Consider the following 16,795-nt stretch of genomic DNA (forward strand, 5'->3'; position numbering starts at 1 on the left):
CGGCCGATGCGTCGTCTCGCCTTTAGCGCGCTAAAGGCACGTGCGCGACCAGCTCGTCATAAATCCGCTGCGGCTGGATAACCCCCATCGGGCTTTCCGCCTCCAGCGGCATTGTATAACCGGTACGAGACACCTGAATGATGCGATGCAGTTCAGGATCCTGAATCGGCCCGGTGGAGCGTGAGTCGGCGGTCACGAACAGACTGATGGTTTTCACCTTCAATGCCACTGCCAGATGCAGCGGCCCGGTATCGCCGGTAACCAGAACATGGAAACTGTCGAGCAACGTCAGCAAACCTTGCAGCCCCGTTTTACCGATCTGGTTATCCACGCAGGCCTGCGTTTGCGGGCCGATCAGACTCAAAAACTGTTTGGCCTTGCCGTCGTCAAACGGTGCGCCAATCAGCACGATGCGTACATTTGGGTGCTTCGCCACCAGCTCATCGGCCAGCCGCGCATAGTGCGCAACCGGCCAGCAACGCGACTCCGTTGACGCCCCCAGCTGAAAACCGATGGTGGGATGCTCGCTGCTTTTGACGCCGCGCTGATAATCCACGGGAATTTCCATAGTCGGATCGTCGCTGCGGCAGCCCAAAATGGAAATCAGCTCCAGCTTGCGGCGCACGAAGTGGCCGTAATAATGGAAGATATAGTTGGTTAACCAAGGTTCCAGCCCGCAAATACCCGAGCTGTAGTTATCCCTGATGATGTACTTTGCCCCCGCCATGACGGCGCTGATGATGTCATAAGGCAGGTGAGAGTGCAGGATCAGCGCCAAATCCGGCTGATGTTCGCGCAGCGATTTCAGCAACGGGCGCATCGTCTTGATCTTGCTGTCCCAATACACCACGCGATCGTAATAGCGGCCGTTTTCCACCAGCTCGCGGTTTTTCTTGTGCACCACCAGCGTGATGTGCGCGTTGGGGTAGCGTTCCCGCATCGCCCGCAGTGCCGGCGTGTTGAACATGAAATCGCCCAACGCCGTGGTGGAATAGATGACGATATTGTCAAACTGCTGGGCGCCGTCGAACGTCGCCTTGTCCTGAAAACGGCCGTACTTCGCCGTATAGCGCCGCAAGAACCAGTCGGCAACCTTGATTTTCCATTTCTTCGACATGTGCGTGCTTAATTCGCTTTAAGTTGATAATACTCGGCCAGCGTCATGCCCACCGTGCGCTGCTGCAGCCAGTCAAACAGCTGCTCCAGATCGCGGTACAGCCCTTCGATATCCTGCTCGGTTTTGAACGTCGGGCTGCCGCCCGGCATAAACTCGGAGGAGTGCAGCATAAACTCGACGTAGTCATGCCCCTGCGCCAACGACGTCTCGGCCACGCTTATCATCTTGGCCACGTTGCCGCCACTCGGCCGCAGCCAGTTGACGGACGGCGAACGCCGCTTGCCGCGCAGCCGGTCATAGCCCTGCTTGAAGGCATTCATCAGCGCCGAGTGCTTGTACTGGATACTCATCGGCACTTCCAGCAACGACGAAGCGCCCGGTTTGGCGATGTTCTGCGGATCGATGAAATAGGACTGCGACGGGAACCGGCTGTAATCTGTGCCGCCGTTGCCCTGTGGATTGCCCGGCGAAAACTGCCAGTTGACCCGCGGCGTCACCGAACAATCCACCTGATAGCCGTATTCCAGCAGCAGCGAGGCATAATATTCGTTGAACGCCCAACGGCCGGCGCGATGGCTGAGCATTTTGGTCTGGAAGGCATCTTCCAGCAGCTTGGTCATGTGATCGACCTTGGCGCGGATCTGATCGGCGGGATACTCGATCAAATAAGGCTTGTGGCGCCAGTCGTCGTCGGTGAGCGGCGTCAGCGGCGGGCTGTTCCAGGCATGCAGGTGCATGCCCACTTCACCCGTGCCGCGAGCGATCACGTCGCGCGCGAACTCGACATAAGCCGGGTCCACCGCCATTTCATAGTTGGTGAGATAAACCGGTTTGAAGGCGTATTTTTCGCACAATGCCTGAAAGCGCGGCAAGAAACGCGTGTTTTCGGTCGCGATGCGATCGTGGTTTTGCCACAGATTATCGCCTTCGGTATCAATGGTGATGAGAAACGCCGGTTTAGTCATGAATATCGAGCCTGATATCAACAGAATGCACTATGTTACGCAGGCCGTTTCGCCAGGGCAAACGACTTTGCTGCCTGGTTTGGACAACGTTGAAGCGTATTCGTCCCCGGCTCGGCGATTTTTTTACGGCCAGGCAAGAAAACCTTGCAACAGTAGCCACATGCGATCGTGTCATTTAGAATCAAAGATTGGTTTCCCAGAAAGCGACTCATGATGAACGACGCGCCAGCCCCAACTTCCGCCCCATCCGTACAGCGTATTCTGATCATAAAACTGCGCCATCACGGCGATATGCTGCTGGTCACGCCGGTCATCAGCAGCCTGCGGCAAAACTACCCGCAGGCGCAGATCGATGTCCTGCTGTATCAGGAAACGCAGGAGATGCTGGCCAGTAATCCGGAACTATCGACGCTGTTCGCCATCGACCGTCAATGGAAAAAACAGGGCGCCCGCGCGCACCTGGGGCACGAACTGGCGCTGCTGCGTCGCCTGAAGGCGCAACGCTACGATCTGGTGGTCAACCTGGCCGATCAGTGGCGCAGCGCCATCCTCACGCGCCTGACCGGTGCGCGTATCCGTCTGGGCTTCGATTTCCCCAAACGCCGCGGCTTGCTGTGGCGCCATTGCCACACCCAGCTGGTGCCGGTAGACAATCACGCCCACCTGCATACCGTCGAACAGAATCTTTCGCTGCTGGCGCCGCTGAACCTGCCCGCGCTCAATGAGCATGTGACCATGAGTTACGATCCGCAGGATTGGCAGACCTGTGAGCAACGGTTGCAGAAACAGGGCGTCGCCGGCAGTTATATTGTGGTGCAGCCCACCTCGCGCTGGTTCTTCAAATGCTGGAGCGAAGAGAAAATGGCCGCCACCCTCACCGCCTTGCAGGCCGACGGCCACCAGCTGGTGATCACCTCCGGCCCCGACGCCAGAGAACAAGCCATGGTAGAACGCATTTTGGCGCTCTGCCCGCCACAGGGCGTGATCTCGTTGGCCGGCCAGCTGACGCTGCGCCAACTGGCCGCCCTGATCGACCACGCCAAGCTGTTTATCGGCGTGGATTCGGTGCCGATGCACATGGCCGCCGCGCTGCAAACGCCGTGCGTGGCGCTGTTCGGCCCTTCCAAGCTGACTTTCTGGCGGCCGTGGCAAGCTACCGGCGCCGTGATCTGGGCCGGCGACTTCGGCGAACTGCCCGATCCGGACGCCATCGATACCGGCACCGACGAACGGTATCTCGACCTTATTCCTACAGACGCGGTGATTGCAGCCGCGCGGAGCACGCTGGCATGAAAGCATTTCGTTTGGCGATCGTTCGCCAAAAATATCGCCCGGACGGCGGAGCCGAACGTTTCGTTTCCCGCGCCCTGGAAGCGCTGGAGCAACAGGATCTCGATCTGAACGTCATCACTCGCGAATGGCAGGGCGACGCCAATCCCAACTGGCATATCCACCTGTGTAACCCGTTAAAGCTCGGCCGCATCAGCCGCGAGCGAGGCTTCGCCGTGGCAGCCAGGGCGCTGTGGCAGAAAGAGCGCTTCGATCTGGTGCAAAGCCACGAGCGCATTCCCGGCTGCGACATCTATCGCGCCGGCGACGGCGTACACCGCCGCTGGCTGCTGCAACGCGCGCGTCTGCTGCCGGAATGGCGCCGCAAGTGGCTGTTCTCCAATCGCTATCACCGCTATGTGATGTGCGCCGAACGCGCCATGTACGCCGCGCCCGAGCTGAAAGCCGTCATCTGCAACGCCGAGATGATCAAGCAGGAAATCATCGCCGACTTTGGCGTGCCCGCCGACAAGATCACGGTGATCTATAACGCCATCGACAATCAAAAGTTCCCGCCCGCCGACGAGGCCCTGCGTCAACGTCTGCGCGAGCAATATCAGATCCCGCAACAGGCGCACTGCCTGATCTTCGTCGGCTCCGGTTTCGAGCGCAAAGGGCTGGCCGCCGCCATCCGCGCCGTGGCGGCGACCGACAGCCACCTCCTGGTGATCGGTAAAGACAAAGCCGAAAAACGCTACCGGGCGCTGGCGCAGTCGCTGGGCTGCGGCGATCGCATTCACTTTATGGGCGTGCAGAAGCAGACCCTGCCGTTCTATCAGGCCGCGGACGCGCTGCTGCTGCCGACGCTGTACGATCCGTTCCCGAATGTGATTCTGGAAGCGATGTCGTGCGGCCTGCCGGTTATCACCAGCACCACCTGCGGCGGCGCCGAGTTTATCACCCCAGGCCAGAACGGCTTCGTGACCGACGCGCTCGACGTACCGGCCATCACGGAGGCTATTCGGGCACTGCCGCGCCAGGCGCTGGGATCATCCATGGGCGAAGCGGCAAGATTGCGCATTATGACGGCTACGCCGGCGCATCTGTCCGAACAGCTGATTTCCCTCTATAACCGGTTACTGGATTAGCTATGCGTATTCTGATGATCATCGATGGCCTGCCGGGAGGCGGCGCGGAAAAAGTGGTGCTGACCCTGTGTCAGGGCATGCAGCAACAGGGGCACGACGTCAGTCTGATCTCGCTGCGCGACGTCTGCAATTACCCTATTCCACCGGGCATTGATTATCAGGTGGTGGCCGATCGCAGCCGTGCCCCCTGGCGCAAGCTGACCGAGCTGTCGCGCCGCGCCGCCGCGCTGGATCGCGCGATAGCCGAACACGAGCGCCAACACGGCGCGTTCGATCTGGTGTTCTCCAACCTGCATAAAACCGATCGCATCGTCAGCCGCAGCAAGCGGTTGGCCGCGGATCGCCTGTGGTTCTGCATTCACGGCATTCTCTCCACGTCCTACCTCGGCCACCGCAAGGGTCTGGACCGCTGGCTGAAGCAACGCAAAATCGCCAACGTTTACCAGGGAAGAAATATCGTCGCCGTTTCACAGGCGGTCGGCAGCGATCTGCAGCAGAATTTGCCGATCCGCCCGCGCCGGTTGGCGGTCATCAACAACCCGTTCGACATCGACGCCATTCAGCAACAGGCGGCGGCGCCTTGCGAACTGGCCGGCCAGGACTATCTGGTGCACGTCGGCCGCTTTCACACCACCAAGCGGCATGACCGCCTGCTGAAAGCCTATGCGCTCTCCGGCATTCAGGCACCGCTGGCCTTGATCGGGTCCGGTGACGACGCCAAAGTCGACGAGGTCAAACGTCTGGCGACAAACTTGGGCATCGCAGAGCGCGTGTTGTTCCTCGGTTTCCAGAGCAATCCCTATCCGTTTATCCGCCATGCCTCGCTGCTGGTGCTCAGCTCCGACAGCGAAGGGTTTGGCAACGTACTGGTAGAATCGCTGCTGTGCGGCACACCGGTGGTCAGCACTCGCTGCCCGGGCGGCCCTGCGGAAATTCTGGAAAAAGCCGGCATGGCTAACGCGCTGGCGGAATTAAACGAAGCGTCGCTGGCAGAAAAAATGGCGGAGGTTTACGCCAACCCGCCGCAGATAAATCAACAGCAATTGCTGAGCTATGGGCTTGAGCCTATTTGCCATCAATATATTGAGCTGAAAGAAGAATAATAAAAAAATAAATAAGGCAGGGGATGCCTGCCTTATTTTCTTCGTTAGTTGAGCGCCTGCATTTTCTGCCAAACCTCATCGACAGAAACATCTTCACAGTGCCCCGATTCACTTTGCAAAATATGATGGCGGCCAGTCCATGGATGCCAGGACACTTTATCGGTATCGCCAAAGAACACCACCATGTCCTTATTCAACGCAGCAGCAAGATGCATCTGCCCACCGTCGCTGCACAGCACCCGGTCGCATAAATCAAACCCGCCCAACAGCTCACGCACCGACGCCGTCGGATAAAGCGCGACGCGTTCGTTTTGACACAGCGCCAGCAGCTGTTCGGCGCGCTGCTGATCGCCGATGTCGTCCGGTGCCAACGTGCCCTGAGGCGACCAAAAGATCAGCACGCCGGTGTGGGGATCGGCAACCAGACGGTTGATGATTTCGGCATAGCGCTCAACCGGCCAGCGCCTTTTCGGGCTGCGGCTGCTGATATGCACGGCGCAGACTCGTTCGACCGGCGGCAGACGTTCCTGCCGCCGCTGTGCCGCCAATTGCCGCTCTTCAGGCGCCAGAAACACCCGCACCGGCGGGATCGGAATGGATTGATCGGTTATCGCCGATAAATAGCTGTAGGTGTGTTCGACCTGATGGAGGCCGCGGAAATCGTCCTTGCGGAACGGGCGATGAATAGCTTTCGTGCCCAGATCGGCGCCGATGATATGGGTGGCGCCGGCCATTTTCGCTAGACGCAGGCTGTATTTGCAAGGCACCGGGTTGGCCAGAATAACCGCATCGAACTTTATTTTGCGCAGCTTCAGGAAGATCATCATGCGTTCGAAATAAACGCCCAACGTGGTCTCATTTTTCGCCTTGTGCTTGGCCTTTTTATAGACAAAGACTTTCTCGAGATGAGGATTGTTTTTAACAACATCCTGGCTAACTTTATTGATCAGCAGATAAACTTTTGCGTCCGGATAGGCAATTTTCACCCCCTCAATCAAGGGCGTGGTGCAAACAAGATCGCCGATGTTATCGCGGCGAATAATTAAAATATTCTTCATTCCGAGCCTGTCGGCGAAATCGCTCGCCGGTTGTCTGAAACTGACACCCAAGGTTACCAAATTAGCGCCTTTCCCTTCCAGTTATGGTACTATTCCGAATAACCCATATAAATGAAATTGATAGAATGTTGCTGCGTTTATATCAGGTACTACTCTACCTCATCCAACCCCTGATCTGGCTCCGCTTACTGCTGCGCAGCCGCAAAGCTCCAGCCTACCGTAAACGCTGGGCGGAACGCTATGGCTTCTGCGCCGGGAAAGTCGTGCCAGGCGGCATCATGCTGCATTCCGTCTCCGTCGGCGAAACGCTGGCGGCCATCCCGCTGGTGCGGGCGCTGCGCCATCGTTACCCCGCTTTGCCGATAACTGTGACCACAATGACCCCGACAGGTTCAGAACGCGTCCAGTCCGCTTTCGGCAAAGACGTGCATCATGTCTATCTGCCCTACGATCTGCCCGGCGCCATGAACCGCTTCCTCGACCAGGTGAATCCCAAGCTGGTGATCATCATGGAAACCGAGCTATGGCCTAACCTGATCAACGCGCTGCATCAGCGGCAAATCCCCCTGGTGATCGCCAATGCACGCCTGTCGGCCCGCTCCGCCGCCGGCTATAAGAAAATTGGCGGATTCATGCGCGATATGCTGCGCCGCATCACGCTGATCGCCGCACAGAACCAGGAAGATGGCGATCGGTTTATCGAACTGGGCCTGAAACGCTCTCAGCTGGCCGTCACCGGCAGCCTGAAATTCGATATCTCCGTCACCCCGGAGCTGGCCGCCCGCGCCGTTACATTGCGCCGCCAATGGGCGCCGCGCCGCCCGGTGTGGATCGCCACCAGCACCCATGACGGTGAAGAAACCATCCTGCTGGAAGCGCACCGCAAGCTGCTGGAAAAACACCCTGACCTGCTGCTGATCCTGGTGCCGCGTCACCCGGAACGCTTCCCGACAGCCAAAGAGCTGGTGCAGAAGGCCGGCTTCAGTTACACCCTGCGCAGCAGCGGCGAAATCCCGTCCGGCAGCACCCAGGTGGTGATCGGCGATACCATGGGCGAACTGATGCTGCTGTACGGCATCGCCGATCTGGCCTTTGTCGGCGGCAGCCTGGTGGAACGCGGCGGGCACAACCCGCTGGAAGCCGCCGCGCACGCCATCCCGGTGTTGATGGGCCCGCATACTTTCAACTTTAAAGACATCTGCGCCAAGCTCTCCCAAGCCGAAGGCCTGATCACCGTGACCGATGTCGATTCGCTGGTGAAGGAAGTGGCAACCCTGCTGACCGACGAAGACTACCGTCGTTACTACGGCCGCCATGCGGTGGAAGTGCTGTATCAGAATCAGGGAGCGTTGCAGCGCCTGCTGCAGCTGCTGGAACCGCACCTGCCGCCCCGGAGTCACTGAATGAGCAGCCGCAAAAGCCTGTCGGTGGTGATGATCGCCAAAAACGAAGCCGGGCTGTTGCCGGACTGCCTGCGCTCGGTCGAGTGGGCCGATGAAATCATCGTGCTGGACTCCGGCAGCGAAGACGACAGCGTCGCCGTCGCCGAAAGCCTGGGCGCCAAAGTCTTCACCCACACCGATTGGCAAGGGTTTGGCAAGCAGCGTCAGCTGGCGCAAAGCTACGCCAGCCATGACTACGTTTTGATGATCGACGCCGACGAACGCGTTACACCCGAGCTGCGGCAATCTATCGAACAGGTGTTGAACGCGCCGGAGGACGGCGCCGTCTACAGCTGCGCGCGGCGCAACCTGTTCCTCGGCCGCTTCATGCGCCACAGCGGCTGGTATCCCGACCGCGTCAACCGCCTGTACGCCAACCAACGCTATCGCTATAACGACGATCTGGTGCACGAATCGCTGAACATCGGCGGCGCCAAAGTCATCCCTCTCAGCGGCGATATGCTGCACCTGACCTGCCGCGATTTCTTCGCCTTCCAGCGCAAACAGCTGCGCTATGCCGAAGAGTGGGCCACCCAGCGCCACCGGGCCGGCAAGCGCTGCGGCTACCTGTCCATCCTGACCCACACGCTCGGCGCCTTCGTCAAAACCTGGCTGCTGCGCGCCGGCTTCCTGGACGGTAAACAGGGGTTGCTGTTAGCGGTGGTCAACGCGCAATATACCTTCAATAAATATGCCGCATTATGGGCATTGGGCCGCAACTACTCAGAGAAGTGAATCATGACCAGCAAAGCCATCTATCCCGGGACGTTCGATCCCATGACCAACGGCCACCTGGATTTAGTGACGCGCGCATCACTGATGTTCGATCACGTCATTCTGGCCATCGCCGCCAGCCCGAGCAAAAAACCGCTGTTCAGCCTGGATGAGCGCGTGGCGTTGGCGACGCAGGTCACCTCGCATCTGGACAATGTGGAAGTGCTGGGCTTCAGTGAGCTGATGGCGCACTTCGCCGCCCACCAGAACGCCAATATCCTGGTGCGCGGGCTGCGTGCGGTGTCTGACTTTGAATACGAACTGCAGCTGGCGAACATGAACCGTCACTTGATGCCAACGCTGGAAAGCGTATTTCTGATGCCTTCCGAAGAGTGGTCGTTCATCTCCTCCTCACTGGTGAAGGAGGTCGCCCGCCACGGCGGCGATATCGCGCCTTTCCTGCCCGATGTGGTCACCCAGGCGCTGATGGCGAAGCTCGCCGCCGAGTGATGCTCAGCGCTGGCAGCGGCGGCAAAAGAAGGTGCTGCGCTGCCCGTGCTTGGCGGATTCAATCGGCGTGCCGCATGCGCGGCACGGTTCTCCCGCCCGCCCGTAAACCTGCAGCTCCTGCGCGAAATACCCCGGTTTGCCGTCCGACTGCAAAAAGTCGCGCAATGTCGTGCCGCCCTGCTCGATAGAGCGCTGCAACACCGCCTTGATGGTCTTCGTCAGCAGTTCCGCTTCGGCTTTGCTCAACGATCCCGCCGGACGATCGGGCAGGATCCCGGCGCTGAACAGCGATTCGCTGGCGTAAATGTTACCAACGCCGACCACCAACTTGTTATCCATCAGCCACGGTTTGATCAGCGTGCGCTTATTGCGTGATTTTTCATACAGGTAGTCGCCGTTGAACGCTTCGCTCAGCGGTTCCGGCCCCAGATGCGCCAACACGCTGCTGGTCGCCAGGTCTTCGCACCACAGCCAGGCGCCGAAACGGCGCGGATCGGTATAGCGCAGGATCATGCCGTTGCTGATCACCAGATCGACGTGGTCGTGTTTGCCGGCTTCGTCTTCGTTTTCCTCGCGCAGCATGCGCAGGCTGCCCGACATGCCCAGGTGCACGATAATCCAACCGTTCTCCAGCTCGATCAGCAGGTATTTGGCCCGGCGCTGCACGCTGAGCACCGGCCGATCGCTCAGCGTCAGGATCTGCTCGGAAACCGGCCAGCGCAGGCGCGCATTGCGCACCACCGCATACTGAATGCTGTGGCCGACAAGATAAGGCTCTATACCGCGTCTGCTCGTCTCAACTTCCGGTAATTCAGGCATCTGGCTTCCCCTCCGACGTTTTCTACCCTTTATAAAACAAAAAACCCGGCCAAGGCCGGGTTTTTCATTAATCCACTAAAATTATTTAATTTTAGCTTCTTTGTATACTACGTGCTGACGGACAACTGGATCGAATTTCTTCAGTTCCAATTTTTCCGGCTTAGTACGCTTGTTCTTCGTGGTGGTATAGAAGTGACCAGTACCAGCAGAAGAAACCAGCTTGATCTTCTCGCGAACACCTTTAGCCATGATTCAGTTCCTTAATACTTCTCACCACGGGCACGCAGATCGGCCAGAACCGTCTCAATACCCTTCTTATCGATAACACGCATACCTTTAGCAGATACACGCAGAGTTACAAAGCGCTTCTCAGCCTCAACCCAAAAACGGTGTGAGTGCAGGTTAGGCAGAAAACGGCGTTTGGTCGCGTTCATTGCGTGGGAACGGTTGTTACCGCTCACCGGGCGCTTGCCAGTAACTTGGCAGACTCGGGACATGTCTATTCTCCAAAAATCAAATCAGCTCGAGCTTCGTATAGGGTATGGCCGCCTCGTCAGGCTTTTAGAGCCCATCTCAGCAAACTTCATACTGAGGAGACTCTCGTCATCAGGTAGAAACCACACATCAGGTCAGAAACCTGCTGAGATAGGCTCTTGCGCCAAACCCAAGATTCTCAAAGGTGGCGTAGTATACGCTCTGAAGCGTAAGTGCTCAAGTCCCGAACAGCTAAAGATCCCACAAGGATCGCGAAAAAATCGCTTAAAGCCATCCGCGCTCGGCAAAAGAGACGCATTCACCCCGACCGATCACCAAATGATCAAGCACTCGGATCTCCAATAACTGACAGGCTTTCACCACCTGTTCCGTTATTAAACGGTCGGCATGACTGGGTTCAGCCTTACCCGAAGGGTGATTATGCGCGAGAATCAGCGCGGCGGCATTAGCCTTCAACGCTTCGCGCACAATTTCTCTCGGGTAGACGACGACGCTGCTGATGGTACCAGCAAACATCTCCTGATGGCGAATAACCCGATGCTGATTGTCTAAAAACAATACCAAAAAGACCTCTCGCTCGCGATGCGCCAGCAGGCTTTGCAGATAATGCTGGGTAACGCGCGGGTTGAGCATGGCATTTTCCTGCGACAAGTGGCTGGAAAAGAAGCGCAGCGCCAGCTCGGCAATCGCCTGCAGTTGGGTATAGCTGGCGTCGCCCAGGCCTTTTTGGCTGCAAAAAGCCTGATGATCGGCCGACATCAGGTGATAAAGCGAGCCGAATCGGCGCAGCAGTTGCTCCGCCAGCTGCATCACGTGCACGCCGGGCAATCCGGTGCGCAAGAAAATGGCCAACAGCTCTGCGTCGGACAACGACGCCGCCCCTTGCATCAACAGCTTTTCACGCGGCGCCAACGCGCCCGGCCAGCACGCCACAATCGGGTTGCTCATCGTGTTCCTCCCTGAAAGGGCTACAGCATGCCATGCGCCACCCGACGCGTTCGACAGGTGTTTGATAACATTGCGAAGTGTTTCGCAAAGCACAATGTAACGCCCTGCAGCCATTGCGGAATCGCTCACCTGAACGGCGGATATGCTAAAATGGCGCATCTTTCGGCTTTCAATCGGACAATGATGATGACGGGACTTTCCGGCAAACATATTGTGCTTGGCATCAGCGGCGGCATCGCCGCCTACAAATGCCCAGAGCTGGTGCGCCGCCTGCGCGACAGGGGCGCGGAAGTGCGCGTGGTGATGACCCACGCCGCCAAGGCGTTCATTACGCCGCTGACGCTGCAGGCCGTTTCCGGCTATCCGGTGTCCGACGATCTGTTGGATCCCGCCGCCGAAGCCGCCATGGGCCACATCGAGCTCGGCAAATGGGCGGATCTGGTGATTCTGGCGCCGGCGACCGCCGATCTGCTGGCGCGCGTCGCCGCCGGCATGGCCAACGATCTGCTGACCACCGTCTGCCTGGCGACCGACGCCCCTATCGCCGCCGCGCCCGCCATGAACCAGCAGATGTATCGCGCCGCCGCCACGCAGGCCAACCTGCAAACGCTGCAGGCGCGCGGCATGCTGCTCTGGGGGCCTGACAGCGGCAGCCAGGCCTGCGGCGACGTCGGCCCGGGCCGCATGCTGGATCCGCTGGACATCGTCGAGCTGGCGAACGGCCATTTCTCTGTCACGCAGGATCTGCAACATTTGCAGGTTATGATCACCGCCGGCCCGACGCGTGAAGCGCTGGATCCGGTACGTTTCATCAGCAATCACAGCTCCGGCAAAATGGGCTTCGCCATCGCCCGCGCAGCCGCCGCTCGCGGCGCGCAGGTGACGCTGATCGCCGGGCCGGTCAATTTGCCGACGCCGCCATCAGTCACCCGAGTCGACGTTACCAGCGCACTGGAGATGGAGCAGGCGGTGCAGCAACGCGCCGCGCAGCAGCAGATTTTCATCTCCTGCGCCGCCGTGGCCGACTATCGCCCCGAGCGGATCGCCGATGAAAAAATAAAAAAACAGGGTGATGAAATCGTCCTCAAGATGGTAAAAAACCCCGATATCGTCGCCGGCGTGGCGGCGATGACCAAAAATCGACCGTTTGTCGTGGGGTTTGCCGCCGAAACCCAGAATGTGGAAGAATACGCGCGGCAAAAACTGGCGCGTAAGAAGCTGGATTTGATTTGCGCTAACGATGTATCGCTTGCAGAGCACGGGTTCAACAGCGACACCAATGCCCTGCACCTTTTTTGGCAGGATGGAGAAAAGCGCCTGGCGCTGAGCGACAAGGCACTCCTTGGCCAACGTTTAATAGACGAGATAGTCAGCCGTTATGATGAAAAAAATCGACGTTAAGATCCTCGACCCACGCATCGGTCAGGATTTCCCGCTACCGACCTACGCTACGCCGGGCTCTGCCGGTCTCGACCTGCGCGCCTGTCTGGACAGCGCGGTAGAGCTGGCGCCGGGTGAAACCACGCTGCTGCCTACCGGCCTCGCGATCCACATCGCCGACGCCAGCCTGGCGGCGGTGATCCTGCCGCGCTCAGGCCTGGGCCATAAGCACGGCGTCGTGCTGGGCAATCTGGTCGGCCTGATCGACTCCGATTACCAGGGCCAGCTGATGGTGTCCGTGTGGAACCGCGGCCAGAAGCACTTCACCATCGAGCCGGGCGAACGTATCGCGCAGATGGTCTTCGTGCCGGTGGTGCAGGCCGAATTCAACCTGGTGGAAGAGTTCGACAGCAGCGAACGCGGCGAAGGCGGCTTCGGCCACTCGGGGCGCCACTAAGCGCCACCCAATGCACGATGACCGGCAGGGAAACGTCGCCTGAACCTTGCCTTTCCGGGGAGAAGGATGTCTCTGCGGCAAGGTTTTACCGCGACAATTGCAGCGCACACCAGGCAGCGCGGAAAAAGGCCGTTAAGGCCGCTGACCCCAGCATCGTAAAAAAGCTATCACATAAGCCGCACAGAGCCTGCTCTGCAGCGGCCGGTGCGCGGGTTTCCGTCAGTTAAGTTTTAGCAAGGGTCTAATCAGACATGGCAGAAAAAGAAAAGACGAAAAGGAATCGGCGCGAGGAAATATTGCAGGCGTTAGCCCAGATGCTGGAATCCAGCGACGGCAGCCAACGCATCACCACCGCCAAGCTCGCCGCGAACGTGGGTGTTTCTGAAGCTGCGCTGTACCGGCATTTCCCCAGCAAGACACGGATGTTCGACAGTCTGATCGAGTTTATCGAAGACAGCCTGATCACCCGCATCAACCTGATCTTGCAGGACGAGAAAGAGACGTTTAATCGTCTGCGCCTGATTTTGCTGCTGATTCTGGGCTTTGCGGAGCGCAACCCAGGGCTGACGCGCATCATGACCGGCCACGCGCTGATGTTTGAACAGGATCGCCTGCAGGGCCGCATCAACCAGCTGTTCGAGCGCATCGAGGCGCAGCTGCGTCAGGTGCTGAAAGAGCGCAAATTGCGCGAAGGCAAAGGCTTTATCGTCGATGAAACGCTGCTGGCCAGCCAACTGCTGGCCTTCTGCGAAGGCATGTTGTCGCGCTATGTGCGTTCGGAATTCCGCTATCGCCCCACGCAGGAATTCGACGCCCGCTGGCCGCTATTAGCGGCACAGCTGCAATAACGAAAACGCCGGGCATGCCCGGCGTTGTTATTTATACCCCGAACTGCTCGCGGTAAGCGCGCACCGCCGCCAGGTGGTCCGCCATCTCCGGTTTCTCTTCCAGGTAGGCGATCAGGTCTTTCAGCGTCACGATCGAAATCACCTTGCAGTGATAGTCGCGTTCCACTTCCTGAATGGCGGAGATATCCGCGCGGCCGCGTTCCTGACGGTCGAGGGAGATCAGCACACCCGCCAGCGAAGCGCCGCTGGCGCCGATGATTTCCATCGACTCGCGGATCGCGGTGCCGGCGGTGATCACATCGTCCACCAGCATCACGCGCCCCTGCAGCGGGCTGCCCACCAGCGAACCGCCTTCGCCATGAGTTTTGGCTTCCTTGCGGTTAAAGCAGTAAGGCACGTCGCGCTCATGGTGTTCCGCCAGCGCCACCGCCGTGGTGGTGGCGATAGGAATGCCTTTATAGGCCGGGCCAAACAGCAGGTCGAAATCGATGCCGGAATCCATCAGGGCTTCGGCGTAGAAGCGCCCCAACAGCGCAAGATCGCGCCCGGTATTAAACAGGCCGGCGTTGAAGAAATACGGGCTGGTGCGGCCGGATTTCAGGGTGAACTCGCCGAACTTCAATACCTGCTTGTTAAGCGCGAACTCGATAAACTGGCGCTGATAGGCTTTCATTACTGCTTCTCCTCGTCTGAATCTGCTTGGGTCTTGTCATTACTGCCGCCCGATCGCCGGGCATAAAAAAGGCGACTTCTCAGTCGCCTTGAAAAATCAGTCCGCCAGCGCCGCTTTCTGCGCCTGGAAGATGGTTTCGATGCCCCCTCGGGCCAGCGCCAACAGCGCCAACAGCTCATCATGGCTGAACGGCTCGCCTTCGGCGGTGCCCTGCACTTCAATCATGCGGCCGTCTTCCATCATCACCACGTTCATATCGGTTTCCGCGGCGGAATCTTCCACATACTCCAGATCGCACAGCGCTTCGCCATTGACGATGCCGACGGAAACCGCCGCCACCATGCCCTTCATCGGGTTGGCTTTCAGCTTGCCGTTGGCCACCAGGGTGTTCAGCGCGTCGGCCAGCGCCACGCAGGCGCCGGAGATGGAGGCGGTGCGGGTACCGCCGTCGGCCTGCAGTACGTCGCAGTCGAGGGTGATGGTGAATTCACCGAGCTTTTTCAGATCCACCGCGGCACGCAGCGAGCGGGCGATCAGACGCTGGATTTCCAGCGTGCGGCCGCCCTGCTTGCCTTTGGCGGCTTCACGGGCGTTGCGGCTGTGGGTGGAGCGCGGCAGCATACCGTACTCGGCGGTGATCCAACCTTGCCCCTGGCCTTTCAGGAAGCGCGGAACGCCCTCTTCTACCGTGGCGGTGCACAAGACTTTGGTATCGCCAAACTCAACCAGCACTGAACCTTCAGCGTGTTTGGTATAGTGACGGGTCAGTGTCAGGGGGCGAACTTGCTGTGGTGCTCTGCCTGCAGGACGCATGGGCTCTCTCCGGCTTCAAATCAACTATTGGCTGCGCATTATACGGGCTTCGTGACGTAATGCCTATCCTGCCCGCAGCCGCGACGCTATAATCGCCCCATCTTTTCCTATTACGGGTACGCATCAATGATCCGCAGCATGACCGCCTACGCCCGGCGTGAAATCAAGGGTGAATGGGGCAGCGCAGCCTGGGAGCTGCGTTCCGTTAACCAGCGCTACTTAGAAACCTACATCCGCCTGCCGGAACAATTCCGCAGCCTGGAGCCGGTGATCCGTGAACGTATCCGTGGCCGCCTGACCCGCGGCAAAGTCGAATGCAACCTGCGTTTCGAACTGGATCCAAGCGCGCAAAGCTCGTTGATCCTGAACGAAAAGCTGGCCAAACAGCTGGTCGAAGCCGCCAACTGGGTGAAAATGCAAAGCGACGAAGGGGAAATCAACCCGATAGACGTGCTGCGCTGGCCGGGCGTGATGTCCGCGCAGGAGCAGGATCTGGACGCCATCAGCGCCGAGCTGATGCAGGCGCTGGACGGCGCGCTGGATGACTTCATCGTCGCACGCGAAAGCGAAGGCGCCGCGCTGAAAACGCTGATCGAACAGCGCCTCGACGGCGTCAGCGCCGAAGTGGTCAAAGTGCGCGCCCAGATGCCGAACATCCTGCAATGGCAGCGCGAACGCCTGGTCAGCAAGCTGGAAGAGGCGCAGGTGCAGCTGGAAAACACCCGCCTGGAGCAGGAGCTGGTGCTGATGGCGCAGCGCATCGACGTCGCCGAAGAGCTGGACCGCCTGGAAGCGCACGTGAAAGAGACGCACAACATCCTGAAGAAGAAAGAAGCCGTCGGCCGCCGCCTCGACTTCATGATGCAGGAGTTCAACCGCGAATCGAACACCCTGGCCTCCAAGTCGATCAATGCCGACGTCACCGCCTCCGCCATCGAGCTGAAGGTGCTGATCGAACAGATGCGCGAGCAGATCCAGAACATCGAGTGATCCCGCTCCGCACGCCATCAAGCCCGCGCCACGCGGGCTTTTTTAT

The 16,795-nt window shown here is 59.1% G+C and carries 19 protein-coding genes; 10 read left to right on the forward strand and 9 right to left on the reverse strand.

From position 1 onward, the window contains the following. Positions 1 to 22: 22 nt before the first annotated feature. Together MMS95_RS08510 and MMS95_RS08515 are read right to left on the reverse strand one after the other, a co-directional pair. Positions 23 to 1,117, reverse strand: coding sequence for a glycosyltransferase family 9 protein (locus MMS95_RS08510; protein ID WP_049187734.1), 1,095 nt, complete (start codon positions 1,115 to 1,117; stop codon positions 23 to 25). Between the two features lie 8 nt (positions 1,118 to 1,125). Next, entirely contained in the window at positions 1,126 to 2,082 is a 957-nt protein-coding gene (locus MMS95_RS08515; protein WP_076740162.1) for a polysaccharide deacetylase family protein, read from the reverse strand. Positions 2,083 to 2,292: 210 nt separating this feature from the next. On the opposite strand from MMS95_RS08515, the gene rfaQ reads away from it, so the two are divergent. Genes rfaQ through MMS95_RS08530 form a run of 3 tightly spaced genes read left to right on the forward strand, consistent with a single transcriptional unit; the run spans position 2,293 to position 5,602 of the window. Then, on the forward strand, positions 2,293 to 3,375 hold the full coding sequence (gene rfaQ, locus MMS95_RS08520) for a putative lipopolysaccharide heptosyltransferase III (RefSeq protein ID WP_085337669.1): 1,083 nt from the start codon (positions 2,293 to 2,295) through the stop codon (positions 3,373 to 3,375). Continuing rightward, entirely contained in the window at positions 3,372 to 4,499 is a 1,128-nt protein-coding gene (locus MMS95_RS08525) for a glycosyltransferase family 4 protein (protein WP_004931172.1), read from the forward strand. Before rfaQ ends, MMS95_RS08525 begins: the two co-directional genes overlap by 4 nt. A 2-nt stretch (positions 4,500 to 4,501) precedes the next feature. Beyond that, a complete protein-coding gene (locus MMS95_RS08530; RefSeq protein WP_242141571.1) occupies positions 4,502 to 5,602 on the forward strand; it encodes a glycosyltransferase in 1,101 nt (366 codons plus the stop codon). A gap of 44 nt (positions 5,603 to 5,646) precedes the next feature. On the opposite strand, the gene MMS95_RS08535 is transcribed toward MMS95_RS08530, so the two are convergent. Then, entirely contained in the window at positions 5,647 to 6,660 is a 1,014-nt protein-coding gene (locus tag MMS95_RS08535) for a glycosyltransferase family 9 protein (protein WP_075684477.1), read from the reverse strand. A gap of 125 nt (positions 6,661 to 6,785) precedes the next feature. Between MMS95_RS08535 and waaA the strand changes: the two genes are divergently transcribed. The 3 genes from waaA to coaD are packed head-to-tail and all read left to right on the forward strand — an operon-like array spanning position 6,786 to position 9,326. After that, a complete protein-coding gene (waaA, locus tag MMS95_RS08540) occupies positions 6,786 to 8,063 on the forward strand; it encodes a lipid IV(A) 3-deoxy-D-manno-octulosonic acid transferase (protein ID WP_015379436.1) in 1,278 nt (425 codons plus the stop codon). Further along, the gene (locus MMS95_RS08545; protein ID WP_118892627.1) at positions 8,064 to 8,837 is read left to right on the forward strand and encodes a glycosyltransferase family 2 protein; all 774 of its coding nucleotides are present in this window, start codon (positions 8,064 to 8,066) and stop codon (positions 8,835 to 8,837) included. A gap of 3 nt (positions 8,838 to 8,840) precedes the next feature. Then, positions 8,841 to 9,326, forward strand: coding sequence for a pantetheine-phosphate adenylyltransferase (gene coaD / locus MMS95_RS08550; protein WP_004931181.1), 486 nt, complete (start codon positions 8,841 to 8,843; stop codon positions 9,324 to 9,326). A 3-nt stretch (positions 9,327 to 9,329) separates the two neighbouring features. On the opposite strand, the gene mutM is transcribed toward coaD, so the two are convergent. The 4 genes from mutM to radC form a co-directional block, all read right to left on the reverse strand. Beyond that, positions 9,330 to 10,145, reverse strand: a complete 816-nt coding sequence (gene mutM, locus MMS95_RS08555; RefSeq protein WP_015379438.1) for a bifunctional DNA-formamidopyrimidine glycosylase/DNA-(apurinic or apyrimidinic site) lyase — start codon at positions 10,143 to 10,145, stop codon at positions 9,330 to 9,332. Between the two features lie 81 nt (positions 10,146 to 10,226). Next, positions 10,227 to 10,394 (reverse strand): 50S ribosomal protein L33, encoded by a 168-nt coding sequence (gene rpmG, locus MMS95_RS08560; protein ID WP_002442576.1) that lies wholly within the window; start codon positions 10,392 to 10,394, stop codon positions 10,227 to 10,229. A gap of 11 nt (positions 10,395 to 10,405) precedes the next feature. After that, positions 10,406 to 10,642, reverse strand: coding sequence for a 50S ribosomal protein L28 (gene rpmB, locus MMS95_RS08565; RefSeq protein WP_004931195.1), 237 nt, complete (start codon positions 10,640 to 10,642; stop codon positions 10,406 to 10,408). A 262-nt stretch (positions 10,643 to 10,904) separates the two neighbouring features. Beyond that, positions 10,905 to 11,588 carry a DNA repair protein RadC gene (gene radC / locus MMS95_RS08570; protein WP_004931197.1) on the reverse strand — a complete coding sequence of 228 codons (684 nt, stop codon included), beginning with the start codon at positions 11,586 to 11,588 and terminating at the stop codon, positions 10,905 to 10,907. Positions 11,589 to 11,771: 183 nt separating this feature from the next. Between radC and coaBC the strand changes: the two genes are divergently transcribed. From coaBC to slmA, 3 genes are all read left to right on the forward strand, one after another. Beyond that, positions 11,772 to 12,989 (forward strand): bifunctional phosphopantothenoylcysteine decarboxylase/phosphopantothenate--cysteine ligase CoaBC, encoded by a 1,218-nt coding sequence (gene coaBC, locus MMS95_RS08575; protein WP_043129414.1) that lies wholly within the window; start codon positions 11,772 to 11,774, stop codon positions 12,987 to 12,989. Continuing rightward, positions 12,967 to 13,425, forward strand: a complete 459-nt coding sequence (gene dut / locus MMS95_RS08580) for a dUTP diphosphatase (RefSeq protein ID WP_015379440.1) — start codon at positions 12,967 to 12,969, stop codon at positions 13,423 to 13,425. The genes coaBC and dut overlap by 23 nt, the downstream gene beginning before the upstream one ends. Positions 13,426 to 13,676: 251 nt before the next feature. Then, complete coding sequence (slmA, locus tag MMS95_RS08585; RefSeq protein ID WP_004931203.1) at positions 13,677 to 14,273, forward strand: nucleoid occlusion factor SlmA; 597 nt, start codon at positions 13,677 to 13,679, stop codon at positions 14,271 to 14,273. Between the two features lie 31 nt (positions 14,274 to 14,304). Here the strand turns inward: slmA and pyrE are convergent, their stop codons facing one another. Next, positions 14,305 to 14,946, reverse strand: coding sequence for an orotate phosphoribosyltransferase (pyrE, locus tag MMS95_RS08590; RefSeq protein ID WP_049205345.1), 642 nt, complete (start codon positions 14,944 to 14,946; stop codon positions 14,305 to 14,307). Positions 14,947 to 15,042: 96 nt separating this feature from the next. Beyond that, positions 15,043 to 15,759 (reverse strand): ribonuclease PH, encoded by a 717-nt coding sequence (rph, locus tag MMS95_RS08595; RefSeq protein ID WP_025160305.1) that lies wholly within the window; start codon positions 15,757 to 15,759, stop codon positions 15,043 to 15,045. Positions 15,760 to 15,885: 126 nt separating this feature from the next. Between rph and MMS95_RS08600 the strand changes: the two genes are divergently transcribed. Next, positions 15,886 to 16,749, forward strand: a complete 864-nt coding sequence (locus MMS95_RS08600; RefSeq protein WP_015379441.1) for a YicC/YloC family endoribonuclease — start codon at positions 15,886 to 15,888, stop codon at positions 16,747 to 16,749. Positions 16,750 to 16,795: the final 46 nt, after the last annotated feature.

The sequence above is a fragment of the Serratia sp. PGPR-27 genome, assembly GCF_022678525.1.
Taxonomy (GTDB): Bacteria; Pseudomonadota; Gammaproteobacteria; order Enterobacterales; family Enterobacteriaceae; genus Serratia; species Serratia nematodiphila.